This window comes from Vibrio sp. 378 (assembly GCF_033339435.1).
Window position 1 is genome coordinate 452,545 of the sequence record NZ_JAWOUO010000001.1, and the last position, 20,214, is coordinate 472,758.

Consider the following 20,214-nt stretch of genomic DNA (forward strand, 5'->3'; position numbering starts at 1 on the left):
AGGAACGAATTATGTCACGTGACGGCTCGGTGGCTCCTAAAGAGCGAATTAATATCCGTTATGTTCCAGCAACTGGCGATACGCAAGAAGACGTAGAGCTGCCGCTAAGCATGATGGTAGTTGGCGACTTTACTGCGCGTGCAGATGAGACACCAATTGAAGAACGTACTCCAATTAACATCGACAAAGACAACTTTAACGAAGTGCTAGAGGGCATGTCTCCAAACGTTAAAGTCAACGTTGAAAACCGTCTTTCTGATGAAGAAGGCGGCCAGATTGGTGTTGATCTGACGTTCCAAAACATGAAGGACTTCTCTCCTGAAGCGATCGCGAAAAGTGTACCTGAACTAAACAGCCTACTTGAGCTTCGCGAAGCCTTGGTTGCACTTAAAGGTCCTCTAGGAAATGTTCCTGCGTTCCGTAAGAAGATCGCATCGGTTCTTCAAGATGAAGAAGCGAGAAAGAAACTGTTGGATGAACTAAGCATTGGCAACGACCAAGACGCGAAAGAAGAGTAAGGGATATCATGTCTGCAGAAGCACAAGCGCCAGAACAAGAAGCAGCCTTAGTTGAATCAGGCTCACTTCTGGATAGCATTCTTAACGAAACACGTTTAAAGCCAAGTGATGAAGGTTTTGACGTTGCAAAACGCGGCGTAGAAGCATTCATCAGTGAGCTACTAAGCAGTTCGAACACAGAGAAAGTCGACCAATCTCTGGTTGATCTGATGATCTCTGAAATCGACCAAAAATTGTCTAAGCAAGTTGATGCAATTCTTCATAACGAAGAAGTTCAAGCGATTGAATCAACGTGGCGTGGCCTTAAGTACCTGGTTGATCACACTGACTTCCGCGAGAACATTCAAATCGAACTGATCTCTGCGAAGAAAGACGAAGTTCTTGATGACTTCGAAGACGCTCCAGAGGTGGTGAAGTCTGGCCTGTACAAGCAAATCTACACACGTGAATACGGCCAGTTCGGTGGTAAACCTGTTGGCGCCGTCATTTGTGATTACGCTATGTCTGCCTCTTCGCCTGACATCAAACTGATGGAATACATGGCGAACGTAGGCGCAATGTCTCACGCACCATTCATCACGTCGGCATCGGCTAAATTCTTTGGCCTAGACAGCTACGAAGAGCTGCCAAACCTAAAAGATCTGAAGTCTGTATTCGAAGGTCCACAGTACGCGAAATGGCGTGGTCTGCGTGAGCACGAAGATGCACGTTATTTAGGTCTATGTACGTCTCGCTTTATGTTACGTACGCCTTACTCTGTAGAAGATAACCCAATTAAGGCGTTTGACTACGATGAGCAAGTGACAGACAGCCATGATAACTACCTATGGGGCAACTCAGCGTACGCGATGGCGTCTAAGATCAGTGAATCATTTGCTAAGTACCGTTGGTGTCCGAACATTATTGGTCCTCAAAGCGGTGGTACTGTACAAGATCTACCGGTTTACAACTTTGAAGCTATGGGTCAAATCGAGACTAAGATCCCAACCGAGATCCTGGTTTCTGACCGTCGTGAGTATGAGCTAGCAGAAGAAGGCTTCATTGCGCTAACCATGCGTAAAGGTTCTGACAACGCGGCGTTCTTCTCTGCAAACTCTGTTCAAAAGCCGAAAGTGTTTGCGAATACGCCGGAAGGCAAACAAGCCGAGATGAACTACAAGCTAGGTACTCAGCTTCCTTACATGTTCATTATCAACCGTTTAGCGCACTACATCAAAGTGCTACAGCGTGAGCAAATTGGTTCTTGGAAAGAGCGTTCTGACCTAGAAATCGAATTGAACAAGTGGATTCGTCAATACGTTTCTGACCAAGAGAACCCGCCAGCGGAAGTTCGTGGTCGCCGTCCGCTTCGTGCTGCGAAGGTTGAAGTATCAGACGTAGAAGGCGATCCAGGCTGGTACAAAGTATCGATGTCTGTACGTCCTCACTTCAAGTACATGGGCGCAAGCTTCGACTTGTCTCTAGTTGGTAAGCTAGACCAATAACCCATTACTGAAACCATCAAGCAGCCAGTGAAGACTGGCTGCTTTTTTCGTAGGATCGCATATGGAAAAAGGTTACCGTCTTTTAGAGAGGATCGAGCTAGGAGAACCAAAAAACTGCTACGAGAAAGTGGTGTCTCATAAGCATTTGATTGAATCCATTCACTCGCATCTCGCTGACTTGTTGAATACGCACTCCGGCAACGCAATGATCGACAATGAGTATGGTCTGCCAGATTTTAACGACGTACTTTCTAACAACACAAACCTCGTTCGCCATATTCAAAAAAACATCACGTCAACCATAGAACGCTTTGAGCCCCGACTGTTTAATGTCGAGGTTCATTACCGTGAAGACCACCATAATCCATTACAACTCGGCTTTGGTATTCGCGGCGAAGTTTCCCATAACGGCGGTAAAGTCCCAATGTCGATCGATGTCTACATGGGAACCGACGGCCAATTTAACGTTTAGTAGGTGCCACTTGAGTAACAGTAAATACTTTCAAGATGAACTCACGTATTTACGCGAGTCGGGTAGTGAGTTTGCCAAATATCATCCGAAGTTAACTCACTTTCTCTCTGAAGGAACTTTTGATCCAGATGTCGAACGACTGCTGGAAGGTTTTGCTTTTTTGACCGGACGCATCCGCGAAAAGATTGACGATGAACTTCCTGAGCTAACGCAATCTCTGATGACTTTGCTGTGGCCACATTACATGCGTTCGATTCCGTCTTTGTGCATTAGCGAACTAAAACCGCATACCGGAAGTGTTACTGAGAAAACCGTGGTGAAACGTGGTGCGGAAATGGCCAGCGAGCAGGTAGAAGGCACGCAGTGTTTGTTCCGTACTTGTTATGACGTCAATCTATACCCAATTACGATTACTAACATTGAACAAACTAACAGCCGCACCAGCTCGATGATTGATGTGACGTTATCGACGGAGCATGGCCTTGAGCTGTCTCGTATCGGTTTAGATACGTTGCGTTTGCACCTGCATGGTGAGATTCATGTTACTCGCACTGTCTTCTTATGGCTGTTCCGTTATCTAGATTACGTCGAGTTGGATGTTGGTGGTGGCTACAAACATCGTTTAGGGCCAGAGTACGTTAAGCCAGTCGGGCATGAAGAGGACGAGGCGCTGCTGCCTTATAGCAAAAACTCCTTTGCAGGCTACCGTTTGCTGCAAGAATTCTTCTCTTTGCCAGATAAGTTCATGTTCTTCGACATTAAAGGCTTAGAGTGGCTAAAAGGCATTCCGCAACGCAGCACGGTCAAAATCAAATTCCACTTTAAGCGTGCTTTGCCTTCAGAAGTGGTACTTAAAGATAAACACTTAAGGTTGCACTGCACACCTGCGGTTAACTTGTTTGAAAAAGACGGCGATCCAATCCGTTTAGAGCATCGACGAAACGAGTACAAGGTGCGTCCACAAAGTAACACTCAAGAGCATTACGAGGTTTATTCCATTGAGCAAGTGGAGAGCTGGAGTAAAGACGAGCGTCGCCGAAAACCACTGATTGAATTTGAATCGTTTGAGCACCAAATCAACCAGCGTGATAAGCGAGAGTTCTACAAATCCAAAGTGGGCGAGCGAGTAAGCGGAAGAGGGTTAGAGCGCTATATCTCATTCCATACTCACAATGGCGACATCGCGGATTTAGGGACTGAAACAGTATTGATGAAACTGCAATGCAGTAACGCGGACTTAGCGGAGCGCCTGTCAGTAGGAGATATCACGTACGCGACGCACAAATCGCCAACGTATGCGACGTTTAAAAACATTACTAAGCCAACACAGTCAGTAAGTCCTCAGGTTAATGGTGAACTTCAATGGCAGCTGATTGCCAACATGTCGCTCAACTACTTGTCTTTGGCCAATATCGATGTGTTGAAAGTGTTGCTCTCGACTTACGACTTCCACTCTCGAGTCGATAGACAAGCCCACCGCGCGTCGATTCATCGACTTGATGGCATTATTTCTTCAGAGATGAAACCAATCGATCGCGTATTTCGTGGTGTATCTGTGCGTGGTAACCAATTCAAGCTCGTGACGGACTCTAAGTTCTTCGTAAATGAAGGCGATATGTTCCTTATGGCCACGGTATTGAATGAATTTATCCGTTTGTATTCGAGTGTGAACTCCTTTACCGAACTAGAGGTGTTCGATGAAGCGACGGGCGAGGTTTACAACTGGGCAAGCCTAATCGGGCAGCAGACAATACTATGATTAATACACTTTCTGATAAGTCGAATGAGTTTAGTTTCTACCAAGCGGTGTTGCTGTTAGAGAAACACTACCAGCTGGAGCCAAACTCAAACTTTGTTGCCGTGGGCGAGAACAAATACTTTCACCAAGAGCGAATTGAGTTCAGCGTGTCGCCAAACCTGTGCTTTCCAAAGAGTGATATGGACTTTATTACTCATATGGAAAGAAACGGACAGCAATATTCACGTATTGAGACGAACTTTCTTGGCTTGCATGGTTCAAGCTCGCCCCTGCCTGCGTCTTACACTGAGAAACTCGTCGGTCGTGATCCCGATGATAACCCAGTGAAGGATTTCTTCGACTTTTTCCACAATCGCTATACAAGCTTACTGTATCGTGTTTGGAAGAAATACCGATATCACGTGCAGTACAAAAGCGGGGCAAGCGATGCGTTTTCTGGGCGCATACTGCATTTGGCTGGTCTCTCTAGTGTTATGCAAGATTGTGAAGTCGCGGAGTTAGATCGAGCGAAAGTTCTGTCTTACGTGAACCAGTTATCTACGCGTACACGTTCACCTAAGCTTATTTCCGGTATTGTTTCGCACTACTTTTCACTGCCGAATGTGCGAATCGAAGAATGGGTTTATAGACGTGTAGAAATCGCTGAAAGCCAGCGTAACAAACTCAATCGTTCCAATTGTGTATTGGGGCAAAGCTTACACTTGGGACAAAGCATTGCGGATTTGAACGGCAAGTTTAACTTGTGTATCGACAACATTGATTTTGAAACGTTTAAGCAGTTTTCCTACGATGGTGAGTTACATAAGACGCTGGTGGGCTTGATGCGCTTTATTCTGCGTGACCCAATGTCGTGGGACCTAAAGTTGACAGTTAACCTAGACAGTATTCCAGAAAACAAACTGGGTAATGGAGAAGGGAATCAACTAGGTCAAACGTTCTGGCTAGGCAACCCAGGGGATAAAGACGCCAAAATTCGACTTATCGGAAGCATATAAGAAAGCCGCTCAACGAGCGGCCCTTTATGTTTTCCTCAAAGAGGTCAGAAAAGCTTAACGACTGATCGGCTGGTGCAGTACAACGGTAGTATCAAGCCTTTGAATGCCGTTAAATGATTCAATTTCATTACAAAGATGATGAATAGACTGCAGGTCGGGCGCTTCAATTAGGGCAATAATATCAAAGTTGCCACCAACAACGCTCGTTAAGCGAACCTCAGGGATTTCTTTAAGTGCATTCGTTACATCATTCTTCTTACCCTTTTCACAAGAGATCAGTAGATAACTAGCGGCTTTTCGCCCTTCATTTTCTACACGAATCTGTGCGGTATAGCCTTTGATAATACCGGTCTTTTCTAAACGATTAATTCTTTCTGCTACTGCTGTTCGAGACAAACCAATGTTTCGGGATAGATTCGCAATCGACTCTCGCCCATTCGACAATAGACTTGAAAGTATTTTTCGATCTAATTTATCTAAACCTTGTAAAGTCATGTTTGAAATCATGTGTTCTGCCTATTTTGTTTTTATATTGTTATTAAATCGACTCTGGGAGCGTAAAGTTATACAGCTCAGCAAGAGTGAATGGGTTTTTCTGTGTCAACGGAGTGATGCGTAAGCTCAAGTCCCTCCCTGACACTTTTATGTCACTGACAAAGCTGCCGTTATGAGTGTTTGTCAAGGTCGAGTCACCTAGCAATCTGTATATCGCCCATTGACCACTCTTATTTAAAACGTGCTGTCTGCCTTCATCGGTTACATCCTGGAGTGTGATACTAATATTGAAGTCACCATTTTGCGGTGGCCATGCCATTTCACGAATGCGGCTTGGACCGTGGTAGTAACTTATATTGGTATCTGCAATTTTTAAGCTCGCTCTAATCGCACTAGAATCAAGATCGAGTACTCTTGCACTAAACGGAATATGAACGCGGTTAGTGCTTTTATTAATTAATGTGTCTCGAATAACGTTATAGTTACGCAGTTGCACTAACAGAGCCGGAGAGATTGGCATCGTCTCGCCATCCACCTGTTTTGGCGTCCATAAATTGGTATCGTAGAACGGTGCAAAATTTTTCTGAATAAATGTGTCTAACAAACCACCGGAAGCAAACAGTAATTCAAAATCTTCAATTGAGATTTCCTCGGTCGCTGTTAGATCAAATGGGTATCGTCCTAGCCCTATCTCTTTAAACTTGGTGTAAATCTCGCTGTACCATTGGGTTTGAATGCCTTTAGCGGACTCTTTAATCATGACTGACCAGCTTTGTTGAACCACATCTAACAACCAGCTACGAACGGGTTCCGGTGATTTTTGGGCAATCTGTTTAAGTTTTATTAATGGGTCAGCTTCACTGCTGTTCATTCGATGCTGAGCTGCCGCTAGCGCCGCCATTTGCGGGTCAGGTGCATCAGCGATGTCTTTCATATACGTGCGAACACGGCTTAGCGCTGTTACGGTCTCATCCCAAGGAGTAGGGGAGTTTGGTGTTTCACTGACCTGAAGTTGGTTTAATAAGTGAAAAGCTTGTTCAACACGTTTCATCAACAAGTAATCAGGCTTAACTACTTCCTCTACTGCGTCTGATGCGGAGTCTGCCGCTGCCACGAGTTTCGGGTCTAGCTTTGAAATCAGAGCATTTTTTTCACCAACGGGTGAAAATTGTGTGTTGGCATAGACCTGCTTCAGTACGGTTGTCATTGGTGAAGAAGGGCCCGAGATTAAGTCTATCGCGTTCGTTAGGTCGCCGACATTGTCATAGTTCTGGACTTTTAGTTCACTCAGCGCATTGCGCCAATTACTGATGTAGTCGTCAGTATATTTTTTACGTACTTCCTCTTTGAAGGCTTCTTGTTCTTCACTAGTAGGAATAACGTGTTGTGACAGACCTAAAACCCAGTTGTCACTGATGACTTGTTGTGACATTAGGTCCACGCGTGGTCGATAAAAAGTGCTAAAACCAGTGGAGGTATAGATCTTATCTACGATCAAGCGTTCACTATCGATTGGTGTGTTGAATACATTGCTAAACTCAAAACCCACAGCTCGTTGCAGATCTAGGGTTCCTAAATCAATCGAATTTGCTTCGTTTAAAATGCCTGCATAAACGAGATCAACATTCGAATTTGCTAGCAATGAGCGACGTGTTGCGCGAACAAGATCCATATTGATATCAATTGGCTCAAACTGCGTGCGAAAGTAAGCGTCCAAATAGCGCATCGCCTGATTGACGACGTCACTTTGGTTGCTCAAGTCGTTCATCATTTGGAGAGTTTGATGACGCAAAAAACGGATATCACGCTTTGTTGGATCGTTTAGCATTAGATACCCCTTCAATAGAGGTAAAGCGCGTGTAAAAGTGTTTTGATTTTGCGTCAGTTGTAGACGGTAACCTTTCTCAATGAGAGGTATCAACTGTTGAGCAACGTCCTTAAGTAATGCTTCGTAAGCGATGCGAGTGCTTTGATCCAAACGGCTAATGTTGAGTGGTAATATCTCTTCATCCAAAGCCTTAGAACCTTTAAGCCACGCCCCATAAGAAGGCTCTATTGCTTTCGTCGCCTTCGCTAAAAGCTCATTGAATCTTGCATCTTGCTCCACTTGCGATTTGTCATCGATACTCAAGAGTTGATTCATCACATGTAAGTTACTGTCTAATGTCGTGAAAAAGAAGTAACTGCCCCCAGTAAGCAGGATAATAGAGCCGAGTATTGCCAAACGGCTTTGTCTCTGAATTAGACGAAGATACGTCTTGTTTTCGCCCGCAAAGTCGCTTTCCGGCAATATTTGTGAATCAATCAGAAAGCGAGAGAAATAAGGCGTTTCTGTTAACTGAGTATGCTCTGACGCGATAATAGGTAAGTTGAAGTAATTACTACAACTTTTTGCAAGTAAATTGTACTTGCGACCGCCTTGCAGACTCGAACTAAAGAAAATCTCACGGATGTCTAGTGAATAGACACCGTTGTTAACATCACATAGACGCTCAAGCACATAGCTGACCTCAGACTGACATAGCTCAAACTGCTTAGGAAAAGCGAGTATTGCTTGTTTCTCATCAATGTCCGTTGAATTAGCGGATGCATCTAGCGCATTACTTTCAAGCACTCTCACTAGATTTCGATAGCTATCGCGGTAGTACTCTGCAAATACACCTTTGGCTTCTTTTAGTGGGATAGAGAGGAACTCAACACGTGTCTTGAGAGAGCTAAAGTGCATGTATTCTTTAAAGCCATCTAACTTGTCTAGCTTTGACATAATCAAATAGATTGGCAATGCCGAAGACGTTTTAGAGTTGATGCTACTCAAGCGCGCCAATAACGACGAAATGGTGTACTCTTTTTGCTCTGGCTCAGAGACGATCATGAACTCGAAATCGGTGAAGAATAGACAGCCTGAAAATGGCTTTCGAGGTCGATGATGAATAACTTCTTCAATGAACGTATTCCATAAAGAAGCATCACTGCTTGATACTTCCTGGAACACTAAGCGTTGGTCTGGTTTGATGTATACAGCGCTGTCAGATTCGTACCATTCAAAAAAGTCATTCTTAGCGGTTCTAGTGCGATCCATCGGTTTGATTGCACTAGAATTAAATAAAAATTGACGTCGCCCTGACCCTTTATTACCAAGCATCAGGTAAATTGGTTTCTTGCCTGAGTTAGCAAGAAGAGGCTGGATAACCATAGAAAGTGCTTCTTCCTCGGTTTCCAAATGTTGAGCTTTAGCGTTGTTCTTTTTCTTCAACCATAATGTGAATTGAAAAATGACGTAAACAATGGCGATAGCACCAAGGGTCAGCCAAAGATAAAGTTGATCGATTTCGTCAAGAAAAAGCAGATAAATAGTGGTGATAATTGCAGCCACTAAAAACATTAATATGGTAGAAATCACCACTGGATTTCTAAACAGTTTTTGTTTGAACATAAGCCTAAAACTTCTTTAATTGTATTGTTATTTATTGTCAGTTTTTTCAGCTTGTAGCTGACTCAATTTATATAGGTAGATGTTCAGTAAAAGGGTTGCGCGGTCAATTTCCTTTTGCTGTGAATACTTTTCAGCGTATTCAATACGACCTAAAAGCGGGAATAACGAGTTACTGTATTCGTACGCCTTTTCAGAGTTCTTATCTACATTCTGTCTAGCTACGTTGGCAAACACCGTTCTTGCGTCTGAGAATCGCTTATAAACATCCATAAACTGGTCTTCTAAATGGGCGCTCTGTGTCAAAAAGTTTTGACGTAGCTGCTGTGCAGAAGACGAATCCGGATAGATCGCGATTAATTCATTGGTCAAGCTATCGAGCTCGCTGACGTTACTTACTTTTGCCGAGTCTAAAAACCAGTTATTCATCATAATATCGACACGATTAATCGCCTGCGTTTTCAATGACTGAGCATATTTTTTATTTTCGTAATCTAACGAGGCGACCAAATTTACAAGTTCATTAAGTGAAGCTTGATTAATTTTTTGTTCCAATGTTCGATAACGTTGTTGCTCGTACATGAAATGTGAACATATCGCAGTAACAATCAAACCAATAACGAAGTAGATCATAAATCGACCAGACTTTGCCGGTGATGCTTTCTCTTGGCTATTTAGGTTGGGTGATGACACCGGTACCGGAGAGGGAGACACATTCACTTTAATTTCAGGTGCCTTCTGCGTTGCTGCAGGAGCGCTAGTGTTGGCTTGTTTTTTCTCGCGTAACTCAGCCGCAATTTGTTGTTCTTTTATCTGCTCAATCCATTGATTCAAAATACGGCGAATGCGACCTAGTGACGGCGCTTCAATACCGTAATGAAGACGAAGCTCTTCCTCAATCCTCAAGCATAATTGATGTGCTGCCTCTATCAATGGAAGCTCTTCTGGTAACGCCCGATGCTTATTAATTCGTTTTTCAGTATGCTCTACCATCCATTCAATAGCGCTCATTCGTGCCTTTGACTTTGAATGCTCTGGATACGCGTTGAACCAATATACGACACATACATCAAGTATTGAGTTTAACCCTTCGACAAGGCCTCTTAAGCCGTCGTTATAGGTTGATGCAACGGTAAAGTAACAGCAACAACGTAGGTCTTTCGCTTGGGTACTCAAGATCTTTTTTGAGAGTGTTTGAACCGTTTTCCACGAGACTCTCCCTGTGACTTTATTCAGGTTGTTTATTTGACGTTTAATTTCGTCAAAATCCTCAGAACCATTAGGATTAGAGCCGCTTGGGTTATTTTCATCGATTGGTCTTCGAGCGAAGTCGGTAAAAAACATAAGGAAAGTTCCAACTGATCATATAGAAGTATTAAGTTATATAGGATTTCACTACTGTTATATTAAATTATAAGCAGTGCACATCTGCCGCAATTCTATAGACAAAATAAGCGGATTAGATAATAAAAATTCATTAAAAGAAATTAAATTACTTTTAGTGTGATCTTTGTTCATAATATTAATATCAATAGTTAAGTCTATTTATAAGAAGGAACTTATATATGAAGATGAGAACGTTGATTAAAAAGTAACTAAATTGTTATCGGAGATTACGTTTTGTTCAATTAGCAATCAAATTCTGTTACTTCTATTTAAATAGAAAGATTTACTGTCTCGTCACTTAATCTGTAGTCGGTTCTTTAGTTTTTGTTTGTAGGTAAAACAACCAACCTGATAGTTGAAATGTATTAAATTATAGGTGTTTTTTTAGGCTTATTGAAAAAGAGAATATAATTGATATCTTTCGCCTCTAAGTAGAATATCGGTTTTCCTAGAGGGACGAAATGCTAAAACCAAGTCAAATTGGGCTGATTTCAGCCATGTGTCTATTTTCTTCTGTTGCAATGGCAAAAGGGGAGCGATATGGACTCTCTACCAGTATGTTGACTATCGATAGCATTAAATACGATGAAGGTAAAAGTGGTGAGCAGGATACGCTTAGGTTCGGCTTGGTTCATACTCGTCCTATTGATGAAAACAATAACCGTTGGCGTTGGTGGTTAGGGCTAAACTATCTAGCAGAAGATATTGAAGCGCCAGCAAACGGCTTATATCAAGAAGCGACGAACTATGAACTTCGTGTTGTTCCTCAATATGCGTTGACTTCTTGGAGTGTTTTCACGCCATACGTTGGTGCGGGCTTGTCTGTCGGTTACTCGCAATATTCTAATCGCTGGCAAGTAGACCAAGAGGGCTATCGTTATGAGAGTGTTGAAGACATCGACCAGTTTGAGTTAGGTGCGGTTGTGACCCTTGGTACTGCTATAAAGTTAGGCAGTAATCCTGACGCCCATATACAAATTATCCCGCAGGCCTCTTATATCCTTCCGGTTGTAAATGATGGAATTGGTGGGCTTGAACTATCAGTTTCTTTGCTCTTTTGAGGTTCGTAAATGTACTCAAATCAGCTAGTTTTATTTATCTCAAAGTGTCCAGAGGAATACACCGGTGCAAAGCATATTGAAATGCCTGAAAGTGGTGGTTCGATAGGTCGTTCCCCAAGCTGTAGCGTGTCTTTAGCCGATCACAACCGCTTTATCTCGGGCACTCATTGTTTGCTCAGCGTGTATGGAGATACCTACTATATAAGTGACGTATCAACTAACGGCACAATGGTAAATGGGAATAAAATACTAAAAAATCAACCCGTTGCGATAGTTGATGGCGACATCATTTCTTTAGGGCAATATGAGATTGGTGTTTCTCTTGAGCACGTTACCTCAACACTAGACATCGCCGCTGATATTGCTCCTGAGCGAGTATCTAGCGATCCTCTGGTTAGTCTAGGAGATGCTGTTGTCGAAGAGGAAGAAAAAGTCGGTGCCTTAGAAGATTTGTTTATGGAGACTAAACAGGATGACATTGATTGTCATGATCCTGTTGCTCACCTTAACTTTTCGATGCAGCGAGATGACGATTACTTAATTCGTGATAATGAGCGTACAGAATCTGAACAACCTAGAACCGTGGAAAGCACGCGTCAGGTGGTCGATGACAGTTTCAGTATATATTCCGAATTTGATCAACCAAGCCTAATCCCTGAAGACTGGATGGCTGCGGAAACCAAGAGTAACGCATCAGTCAATGACGCATTAGCGCCAGAAAGCGGTAAGCCACATAGAGCCGATATTGCCTCAGCTGAGGTGATGCAACCTGGCACAGTAGCCCCAGATAGCGCGATTCAAAGACAACATCGTACGCCTAATGTAACTGAGATGGTCATAGAGCAGGCTAATACAGGGTCAAAATGGGAAGAGATGACCCAATCTTTTACGCCTTCTCCTAACACTAATCAGCAACTTCAAATACCTACGGCACAGCATGCGATAAACACCACGACGAAAGCACAAGTCGATACTGATGCGGCCGTTTGCTCTCAAGATATAGCGCAAGCGTTTTTTGATGGTTTGGGTATTCGAAATCCAGAGTTGATGACAAACGAGGCGCAGTTATTCAAGCAAATGGGCACTTGCTTGCGTTTATGTATTGATAACCTACAGAAAGAGTTGCACGAAGTGGAATCGTTAAAAGATGAGCAGAGTGCGAGTGAGGCTAACTCGAACATCGCAGAGCTAATGCTTACTTTGAATAGTCAGCAATTACTGGCTCCAAATGAACTGGTTGAACAAATGCTCGATGAGCTGAACGACCACCAAGTTATGTTTAACAAAGCACTGAATGAGCTCATTTTAGAACAGTCAGAAACGAACGATCCCGTAGCATTTGCTAACAGGGTCGCTAGCCAGTCTTTGTTCTCAACTAAGTCAAAGCTGTGGGCCGAATACCTAGATTTCTACACTAATAATCGTCGCCTGCTTAATGAAACATCCTTAAAAGGGCTGATTAAGAAAAACTATAACAAAGTGATTAAGGGAAACCATGCGTAGTATCGCCGTATTACTCGGATTTGCCATGTTGTCCGGTTGTTCCATGTGGGATCAATTTAAAGAGTCCACTGGTATCACACCAGAAACTTCGTCGATTGAATTGGTTATTGAGGCATCACCTGTACTCAATATGAGAAATGGGGGCCAGTCATCTCCAGTTATTCTCCGTCTTCACGAATTAAGTTCGCCAGTATTGTTCCGAAGCTTAGATTTCTTTGCCTTGTTTGAGAGCGATAAAGCGTCGTTGGGTGATGAGTACATCAAACGTTACGAATATCAAATACAGCCAGGTGGAAAAGTTCATGAAATGCTAACTCTAGACCCTGACACTCGTGCCGTCGGTTTTTCAGTGGCTTTTCGTGATATTGATGGTTCGTCTTGGCGAAAAGTGGAAGTTATTGAAGAGAAGAGCGAGTACTACATCAAGCTCAAGTTAGAGGGCAGTGAGTTAATTTCTGATAACACTCGCGGCATTGAACAGGTTTACTTTTAAGGGATAGAAACATGTCTTTATACAATCCAGTTGTTTGGCAAGATGGAATGTTCATGAAGCCGCAGCATTTTCAACAACTCGATCGTTCGCAAAGTAAACTATCGAGCCTACTGAGTGCCAATGCATCGCCTTTGCATTGGGGAATTAAACGTTTAGAAATCAACTCTCAGTTACTAGCACTGGGTAAAATCGGTATTACTCGTGCTGAAGGTATTTTACAAGACCGGACACCATTTGAGCTTCCGTTGCTTGCTGAGCTGCCTGAAGTGAAAGATGTAGATCCTTCGATTGCCGATAAAGTCGTTTATTTGTGCTGTCCGTTACCATCGGAACGTTCTGAGTTATTTGGTACCAAAAAAGACGGTGCGCGCTATACGATGGAATCTCAAGAAGCGGTTGACGCTTGTTATGATTCGGAAGACATGGCAAATATCGTCGTCGGTAAGCTTAACTTTTGCTTAATGTACGATCATGAAGATAAGAGTGCTTACACGTCTATTCCGATCTTAAAGATCTCAGAAGTGAAGCCTGATGGCAGCGTGATCTTAGATGATAGTTTCATTCCTACCTGCATCGATATTCATGCGTCGACAGTACTGAGTAAATTTGCGACCGAGTTTGCTTCTATGTTGAAGCATCGCGCGGAATCGATAGTTCAGCGATTAGGGGTGGTGGATCAACAAGGCGTATCATCGGTTTCTGACTTTATGCTATTGCAAGCGCTCAACCGATACGAACCCTTGTTTTGGCATTTCGCAAGCACAGAAGCTGTGCATCCTGAGTCTTTGTATCGAATTCTTCTTCAGGCAGAGGGTGAGCTTTCGACGCTGTGCTCAACGACACGCCGACCTATTGAGTTTACGAAGTACAATCATGGTGATCTTACTAGCTGTCTTTCTCGCGTCCTAGACAGTGCGAAAATGACATTGAGCGTGATGTCTGAGCAAAGAGCAATTCCACTGACCTTAAAAGATCAGAACTATGGCATCAGAACGGCAGCAATCCCTGACAATAAGATCATTGATACGACAACCTTTATCCTCGCGGTTAAAGCCGACGTGACCTTGGATGTTCTGCATACCCAGTTTGTCAGCCAAACGAAGATCGGTTCTATCGATAACATACGTGACTTGATTAACCTTCAACTGCCTGGGATTGAGATCAAACCAATGCCAGTTGTGCCACGCGCGCTGCCGTATCACGCTGGCTACACCTATTTCGAGCTCGATAAAACGGGCGAAGAGTGGATGGCATTGAAGAACACTGCTGCGATTGCGATTCACGTTGCGGGCGATTTCGCTAACTTATCATTGCAACTTTGGGCCGTTCGTCTATGAGTTACGCAGAAACCGACGTCACCGTAGTCTTATTCCAACCAGAGCCTGGCAAACCAATGGAGGTAATGCCAGCGCCTGACTTATCGAGAAACATCGCAGTACAAGATCTATCTATCGACAACATGGGTATTAACCCGCTAGTGGACCAGTTCTCATGGTTGATCGCCAGTCTGTCTTGTATGTCTTCGATCCCTTGGCTTGATGACCCGATGCCATTTCGTGAACAAGTGGCACGTGAGATTCGAAAAGGTGAACGAAAACTTAATGAAATGGAGCTCGATCGTGCTTCGGTTCTTGTTATTCGTTACTGCTTGTGTGCGGCGATTGATGAATCTGTTTGTCGACAAGAGTGGGGGGCAAATAGTCACTGGAGCCAGAACAGCTTACTGTCTGAGTTCCACAACGAAACATCTGGTGGTGACAAGTTTTTCGTTATTCTCGACCGCTTAAAAGCCGACCCTCGCAAATACCGTCACGTTATAGAGTTTCTCTATTTATTGCTTCAACTTGGTTTCCAAGGCAAGTACGGCCGTGAAGAGCGTGGCAACGAAAAGTTAGCGGAAATTGGCAGCACCATTTATCGATTAGTGCGAGATGACCGCCTAGCAGAACAAGAAAAAGTTTCTTTAATCAACCTTAAAGCTAAATATCTAAAGAAGCCGTTGAAAAGGGTAATTTCACCCAAGCTGATCTTGAGTCTTAGTGCGATGACGTTTGCGCTTATGTATGCGGCAACCTACATCGTCATAGACTTAAAATTTCAGCAACTGCTTGAAATGTATAGATAACCAGAGATCTAAAATGAGATCTTCTGCCAGTTTTAGGGCTTATTGTGAATATCACTGGTCTTTTAGTGAAATTCACTAGTTATTTAGAGAGATTGCAGTTTGCGATCTCTTTTATCATTCAATCAATAAAATTCAAATGGATTGGTTATGGGCGTAACAGTTGGTGCGAATGGACTTTCGATAGTTCATAAAGGCTCAGGTGGTGAAGCGAATGCAACGCTCCCAGATGTTTGTTTAACTAAGGTCGGCAAGCCAGTCGTCCCTATCCCTTATGGCAACAATGCTAAATCAGCAGACCTTGCTGGTGGGACTACGACAGTCTCTATGGATGGCGGTAACAGTGTCGCAATCAAGGGCAGTACGTTCTCAAAAAGTACCGGCGATGCGGGCGGTGACAGAAAAGGCGTTTCCTCTGGCACGATAGAAGCTGAAGCAAAATTCATTTCAGCCTCACCAACGGTTAAATTTGAAGGTAAGGGCGTATGTCGCCTGTCCGATCAAATGACCATGAACAAAGCCAACACCATGTGTTTGGGTGGGGCACAAAACCCATCGGTTTCTGTTACGGAAGAGCAGGAAGGGACGTATACGCTGGATATAGAATGCAAATATCCAAATGGGCTCCCTTACTCTAATGCACAATTTTCTTTAGTCGAACCTTCAGGTGCTGTCATTGGGAGTGGAGTGCTGGACTCTAGCGGAAAAGCATCTGTTAATGGTCTCGCTCTAAAAGAATGCAAGTTAGTGCTCAGCGAAACTCAAGACTCTTATACGCCGAACCAATCTTTAGCTGAAAATATTGTGACGGAAACTTACCCTGATCCGAATGATTTTTGTACGTTTGTCGCAGGCCGCCGCTCGCCATTTTGGGAAGATCGTGTTGGGGTTGCTAATGACTGGGGGATATTGATGTCCCCATCCTTCAGTGATGATGACTTTAAAGACATTGTGTTAGAGCAAAGCCGTATATCGTCTCCTTATGCGATTAGTCAAAATCACTCTAAAGATTTTTCTGATGCTTATGTTTCGGCACTTTATCACATCCAAACTGATACTACTGCGCTAGAGAAATATGAACCTTTAGTTGAACTGCTCTTGGAGCAAGTGCACGAAAATGGCGATATATTGAGAGTCTTATATCAAGCTGATGTGTTTGAGCCTCCCTATGAATTATTAGCGAAGCTTCGCTTTTTAGGGACTGGAAATACTGTGAAGTATTTGCAGTTTGTTTTATGGACGTTGATAAACAATCAAATCTGTTCATACATCGATGAGCTAAACAGTGAAATCATCGGTCGTTTAGATTTCATACAAAGCCAAGCTTCTGCAAGATCGTTGAGTTCTGTTGAAGAGGGTATAAACGGTTATAAAAAAGCACTTAACCACTTCAAAAAAGCACTTCCTGACGTCATTAGCCAAATTTTCGAAACCAAAAATGACACCCTAATTTCTATATCGGCAATGGCCCTTAGGAGTACCGTTAACATAGCGAGCCAATCTAGCTTTGCTACTAATTTAGGTAGGGTTAATGCGGTGGTGTACACGAAGTCAAACAACTTGAACCGCCCATCATTTGTCACTTTTGACGATAACTTTTCTGACTAGGACATTTAAATCATGGATGCAGTTTTTCCGATAGCGCAACGAGAAGGTGACGCTTACTACACGCTCAGTGATTTTACGAAATTGTTTGATCAAGCTAAGAGCGGTCGTTATTTAATAGGACAAGGGTACGGTTGGCATAGTGGCATTCACTTAACATCAAAAATGTTACCGTGGGGGAAAGGGCTCAGACCTATTCAAGCGATGCTTGATGGAAAAATAGTGGCATTTCGCATAAATCCTGATTACCTAACATCAACGTACCAAGAGCAAGAGTTTAAGTATAGTAATAACTTTGTGCTTATCGAGCATGAGGCTGTAAACCCCGAAGATAATGAAGATGTATTTAAGTTCTATACACTTTATATGCACCTTGCGCCACCTTCAGATATTGGCGCCAATTCATCTATAACCACGCGTTACCGTTTACAAGAAGCGAGAAATGTACGCACTTTCAAACATAGTGATGTGCCTACTAATTCTGGTGAAGAAAAACAGTCGATGTCTAAAGGAACATTACTTGAATACCTGTATGCAGAAGAGAAGGAGACCCATCCATACCAGATCGACAAAAATACCTACAAAATGATAAAGTGCCGTGTGGTAGAGAATGGTAAATCGGCAAGTGGTAGCGAAAAAGCACTGTTAAACAAGATTGTTTGGTTTGCTTCGGGTCTCAATAGTGACTTTGACATTTTAGAAGATTCCTCTGCTGTCCTATCAGAACCAGTTTCAGAACCTAAATGGATGTCGGACAAGGCGGCAATGATTAGGGACGGTAGTGTGGTTTCTTTACTCCCACTCCTATTTAGAGAGGGGATAAAGGTTTCAGCTGGGGAAGATATCGGTTACATGGGACTGCATGAGTACAGTAACGATGCAATTGGAACTAAGAAAGAAGATAATCGTGTGCATATCGAGATGTTCTCTTTTGAGGAGCCGCCCGAATTTTTCAAAAAACAGATTTCTCCCAAAAATGCGGAAGAAAATCCACTTGTTGTTCTCGATGGGGCCGATAGTAGCGGTGCCGTTGATATGAGTAATTCGTTTATTCAGCAATTACTTGAATCTGTGACAGAAGATCAAGTAACGGACTTCTCCTCGTTCACTGCTCGCGATGCCAAAGTATACTTAGACGGTAAGCGTAAACACTTTCAGCGATTTATTGTGAAACATCCTACAGATTGGCATACAGAGTCGTCACAAAGTCTTTATGAATCAATCCATCAGACCGCAAAGGAAGCTCTAGATATTAAGTGCTCCGCTGGTTTTGTGACTATAGAGGACTACCGTAACTCCCCATGGCGCGATCAAGTGATGGATAGCTTTGATCTTTTCTCGCAATTCGAACTGGAAAGAGCAGATAAGTTCTCATGGATGCAAGATTTACAAGGTGATTTGCAACTAAGCGATGATAAGAGCCTTTGGCATTATTGGCCTTTTGTTAATTCTTTTGTTTCGGGTTACTACGTGACTCAAAAGCAAATGAATCTGATGTTTCCAGATTCTTCCCTCAGTAAAAGAGAAGAAGTGCGTGACTTATTTAATAAATATGCTAGTAGCTTTGAAATAAATACCAATGAACGAGCAGCACAATTTTTTGCTCAGATAAGAGCTGAAGTTGGTTCGAAACTAGAAGGTAATGAAGAGGACTTATGGTATTCTGTCGATAGGTTAAAAGAAATGTTTAAGCGTTACTTCAATAAATACCCTGAAGAAGCAGTTAGTCTTGGCTATATACGAATTGATGAAAGTGAATACAAAGCACTTTCACAGGCGGATAAGAAAAAGTATGTGAGAAGAAGAAGCTATTATTATAGCCAGCTTCCTCAGGAAGATGAGATAGCGAAACGTGTTTATTCTTGTGACTCACCAGATGGCCATTTTGTACTCGTCAAGGGAGGGGACGTTTCTGGATTGAGGTATAAGGGGAAGGGGTTTATACAGTTAACTTGGAAATATAACTATGACGCTGTTCAAACTAGATTGGAAAATAAAATTCAAGACTTGAGTTTTAATATTTCAGATGACCCTTACTCGGTTTTGAAAACCAAAGAAGGTTTTTTAGCTGCTCTTGGCTTTTGGGATGTTAATAATTTGAATGAGAAAGTGTCCGGAACTATAGCTAGTACAAATAGTATCACTAATGTTGTTAACTCACGCCTTCCACGTTCTGACAAAGAAAAAAGAACAAAGTATTTTTTGGATATATATGAGGTTTTATGTAATGAATAAATTTTTAGTAAGGTTGATCGTATTTATATCCTCAGCTTTATTTAGCTTTAGTTCTTTTTCTCAAGTTGAAGATTTATTTCTAATAGATCTTAAAAATAAAAAAGTTGAAATTGAGGTAAATAAAATTGATGGAGATTATTACTTTTCAAAATCTGAGCAACGTTTTTTAGGTCAAGATATATTGCTTGGTGATAATCAAATATCAACGATTTCAGGCAATGAGAGTAATTATCCTGATATTTTAGAAGATGATATTAATTATAAATTGATTATATCAAATACTCTAGTAAAGAAACTGGGTTATTCAGTCGACCAAAATGTTGGAAACAATATTATATTAACAACAACACAGGAAGATAATTCTAATTATAGTTTTATTTTGGTTTATTCTTACAAAAATAATAAAATTGTTCTAACCGATGTTTTATATCTCGAAGAGAGTTTTGATAAAAGAGAAGGAAAAAAAACGATATATAAAGTCAATGTGCAATCTCCAGAGAGTATTATTAATTTGGAAAGTTATGATAGAAGAGCACTCTCTGATTTTATAGTTAACAATTTATATAAATCTGTACAAGATATGACGATCGACATTAACTTATGAACAGTATAGAAGACTAGAGTAGTTGTTGATGAATGTTTCATTTTTTGGAATG

15 protein-coding genes and 1 pseudogene are annotated in these 20,214 nt (G+C 42.3%); 13 read left to right on the top strand and 3 right to left on the bottom strand.

Annotated features, from left to right (window positions below; all coding sequences use genetic code 11):
- The first annotated feature begins 11 nt into the window (after nt 1–11).
- The 5 genes from tssB to tssG all read left to right on the top strand — a co-directional run bounded on the left by tssB (nt 12) and on the right by tssG (nt 5,228).
- Nucleotides 12–518 (top strand): type VI secretion system contractile sheath small subunit, encoded by a 507-nt coding sequence (tssB, locus tag R7Q48_RS01965; protein WP_005373381.1) that lies wholly within the window; start codon nt 12–14, stop codon nt 516–518.
- Between the two features lie 8 nt (nt 519–526).
- A complete protein-coding gene (tssC, locus tag R7Q48_RS01970; RefSeq protein ID WP_005373378.1) occupies nt 527–2,002 on the top strand; it encodes a type VI secretion system contractile sheath large subunit in 1,476 nt (491 codons plus the stop codon).
- Between the two features lie 61 nt (nt 2,003–2,063).
- Nucleotides 2,064–2,474 carry a type VI secretion system baseplate subunit TssE gene (gene tssE, locus R7Q48_RS01975; RefSeq protein ID WP_033906409.1) on the top strand — a complete coding sequence of 137 codons (411 nt, stop codon included), beginning with the start codon at nt 2,064–2,066 and terminating at the stop codon, nt 2,472–2,474.
- A 10-nt stretch (nt 2,475–2,484) separates the two neighbouring features.
- Nucleotides 2,485–4,233, top strand: a complete 1,749-nt coding sequence (gene tssF / locus R7Q48_RS01980) for a type VI secretion system baseplate subunit TssF (protein ID WP_053304693.1) — start codon at nt 2,485–2,487, stop codon at nt 4,231–4,233.
- On the top strand, nt 4,230–5,228 hold the full coding sequence (gene tssG, locus R7Q48_RS01985; RefSeq protein ID WP_005373373.1) for a type VI secretion system baseplate subunit TssG: 999 nt from the start codon (nt 4,230–4,232) through the stop codon (nt 5,226–5,228). The genes tssF and tssG overlap by 4 nt, the downstream gene beginning before the upstream one ends.
- A gap of 54 nt (nt 5,229–5,282) precedes the next feature.
- Here tssG and R7Q48_RS01990 read toward each other — a convergent pair whose 3' ends face one another.
- From R7Q48_RS01990 to R7Q48_RS02000, 3 genes are read right to left on the bottom strand one after another with little or no spacing between them, the layout of a single operon-like run.
- Nucleotides 5,283–5,735 (bottom strand): Lrp/AsnC family transcriptional regulator, encoded by a 453-nt coding sequence (locus tag R7Q48_RS01990; protein ID WP_005373369.1) that lies wholly within the window; start codon nt 5,733–5,735, stop codon nt 5,283–5,285.
- A 31-nt stretch (nt 5,736–5,766) separates the two neighbouring features.
- Nucleotides 5,767–9,156, bottom strand: a complete 3,390-nt coding sequence (gene tssM / locus R7Q48_RS01995; RefSeq protein WP_053304694.1) for a type VI secretion system membrane subunit TssM — start codon at nt 9,154–9,156, stop codon at nt 5,767–5,769.
- Nucleotides 9,157–9,183: 27 nt separating this feature from the next.
- Nucleotides 9,184–10,497 carry a type VI secretion system ImpA family N-terminal domain-containing protein gene (locus R7Q48_RS02000; protein WP_053304695.1) on the bottom strand — a complete coding sequence of 438 codons (1,314 nt, stop codon included), beginning with the start codon at nt 10,495–10,497 and terminating at the stop codon, nt 9,184–9,186.
- A 503-nt stretch (nt 10,498–11,000) separates the two neighbouring features.
- Between R7Q48_RS02000 and R7Q48_RS02005 the strand changes: the two genes are divergently transcribed.
- The 8 genes and pseudogenes from R7Q48_RS02005 (at nt 11,001) to R7Q48_RS02040 (ending at nt 20,162) form a co-directional block, all read left to right on the top strand.
- Complete coding sequence (locus tag R7Q48_RS02005; protein WP_017633753.1) at nt 11,001–11,600, top strand: hypothetical protein; 600 nt, start codon at nt 11,001–11,003, stop codon at nt 11,598–11,600.
- A 9-nt stretch (nt 11,601–11,609) separates the two neighbouring features.
- A complete protein-coding gene (locus R7Q48_RS02010) occupies nt 11,610–13,103 on the top strand; it encodes a type VI secretion system-associated FHA domain protein (protein WP_170890159.1) in 1,494 nt (497 codons plus the stop codon).
- Nucleotides 13,096–13,596 carry a type VI secretion system lipoprotein TssJ gene (gene tssJ, locus R7Q48_RS02015; protein WP_318132127.1) on the top strand — a complete coding sequence of 167 codons (501 nt, stop codon included), beginning with the start codon at nt 13,096–13,098 and terminating at the stop codon, nt 13,594–13,596. Before R7Q48_RS02010 ends, tssJ begins: the two co-directional genes overlap by 8 nt.
- A gap of 11 nt (nt 13,597–13,607) precedes the next feature.
- A complete protein-coding gene (tssK, locus tag R7Q48_RS02020) occupies nt 13,608–14,933 on the top strand; it encodes a type VI secretion system baseplate subunit TssK (protein WP_005373357.1) in 1,326 nt (441 codons plus the stop codon).
- Entirely contained in the window at nt 14,930–15,721 is a 792-nt protein-coding gene (gene icmH, locus R7Q48_RS02025; protein WP_005373354.1) for a type IVB secretion system protein IcmH/DotU, read from the top strand. Before tssK ends, icmH begins: the two co-directional genes overlap by 4 nt.
- 147 nt (nt 15,722–15,868) lie before the next feature.
- A pseudogene (locus R7Q48_RS31705) lies at nt 15,869–16,436 on the top strand (DUF4150 domain-containing protein); the annotation flags it as partial.
- Between the two features lie 902 nt (nt 16,437–17,338).
- Complete coding sequence (locus R7Q48_RS02035; RefSeq protein ID WP_238952720.1) at nt 17,339–19,558, top strand: hypothetical protein; 2,220 nt, start codon at nt 17,339–17,341, stop codon at nt 19,556–19,558.
- A complete protein-coding gene (locus R7Q48_RS02040) occupies nt 19,551–20,162 on the top strand; it encodes a hypothetical protein (protein ID WP_053307572.1) in 612 nt (203 codons plus the stop codon). Before R7Q48_RS02035 ends, R7Q48_RS02040 begins: the two co-directional genes overlap by 8 nt.
- Nucleotides 20,163–20,214: the final 52 nt, after the last annotated feature.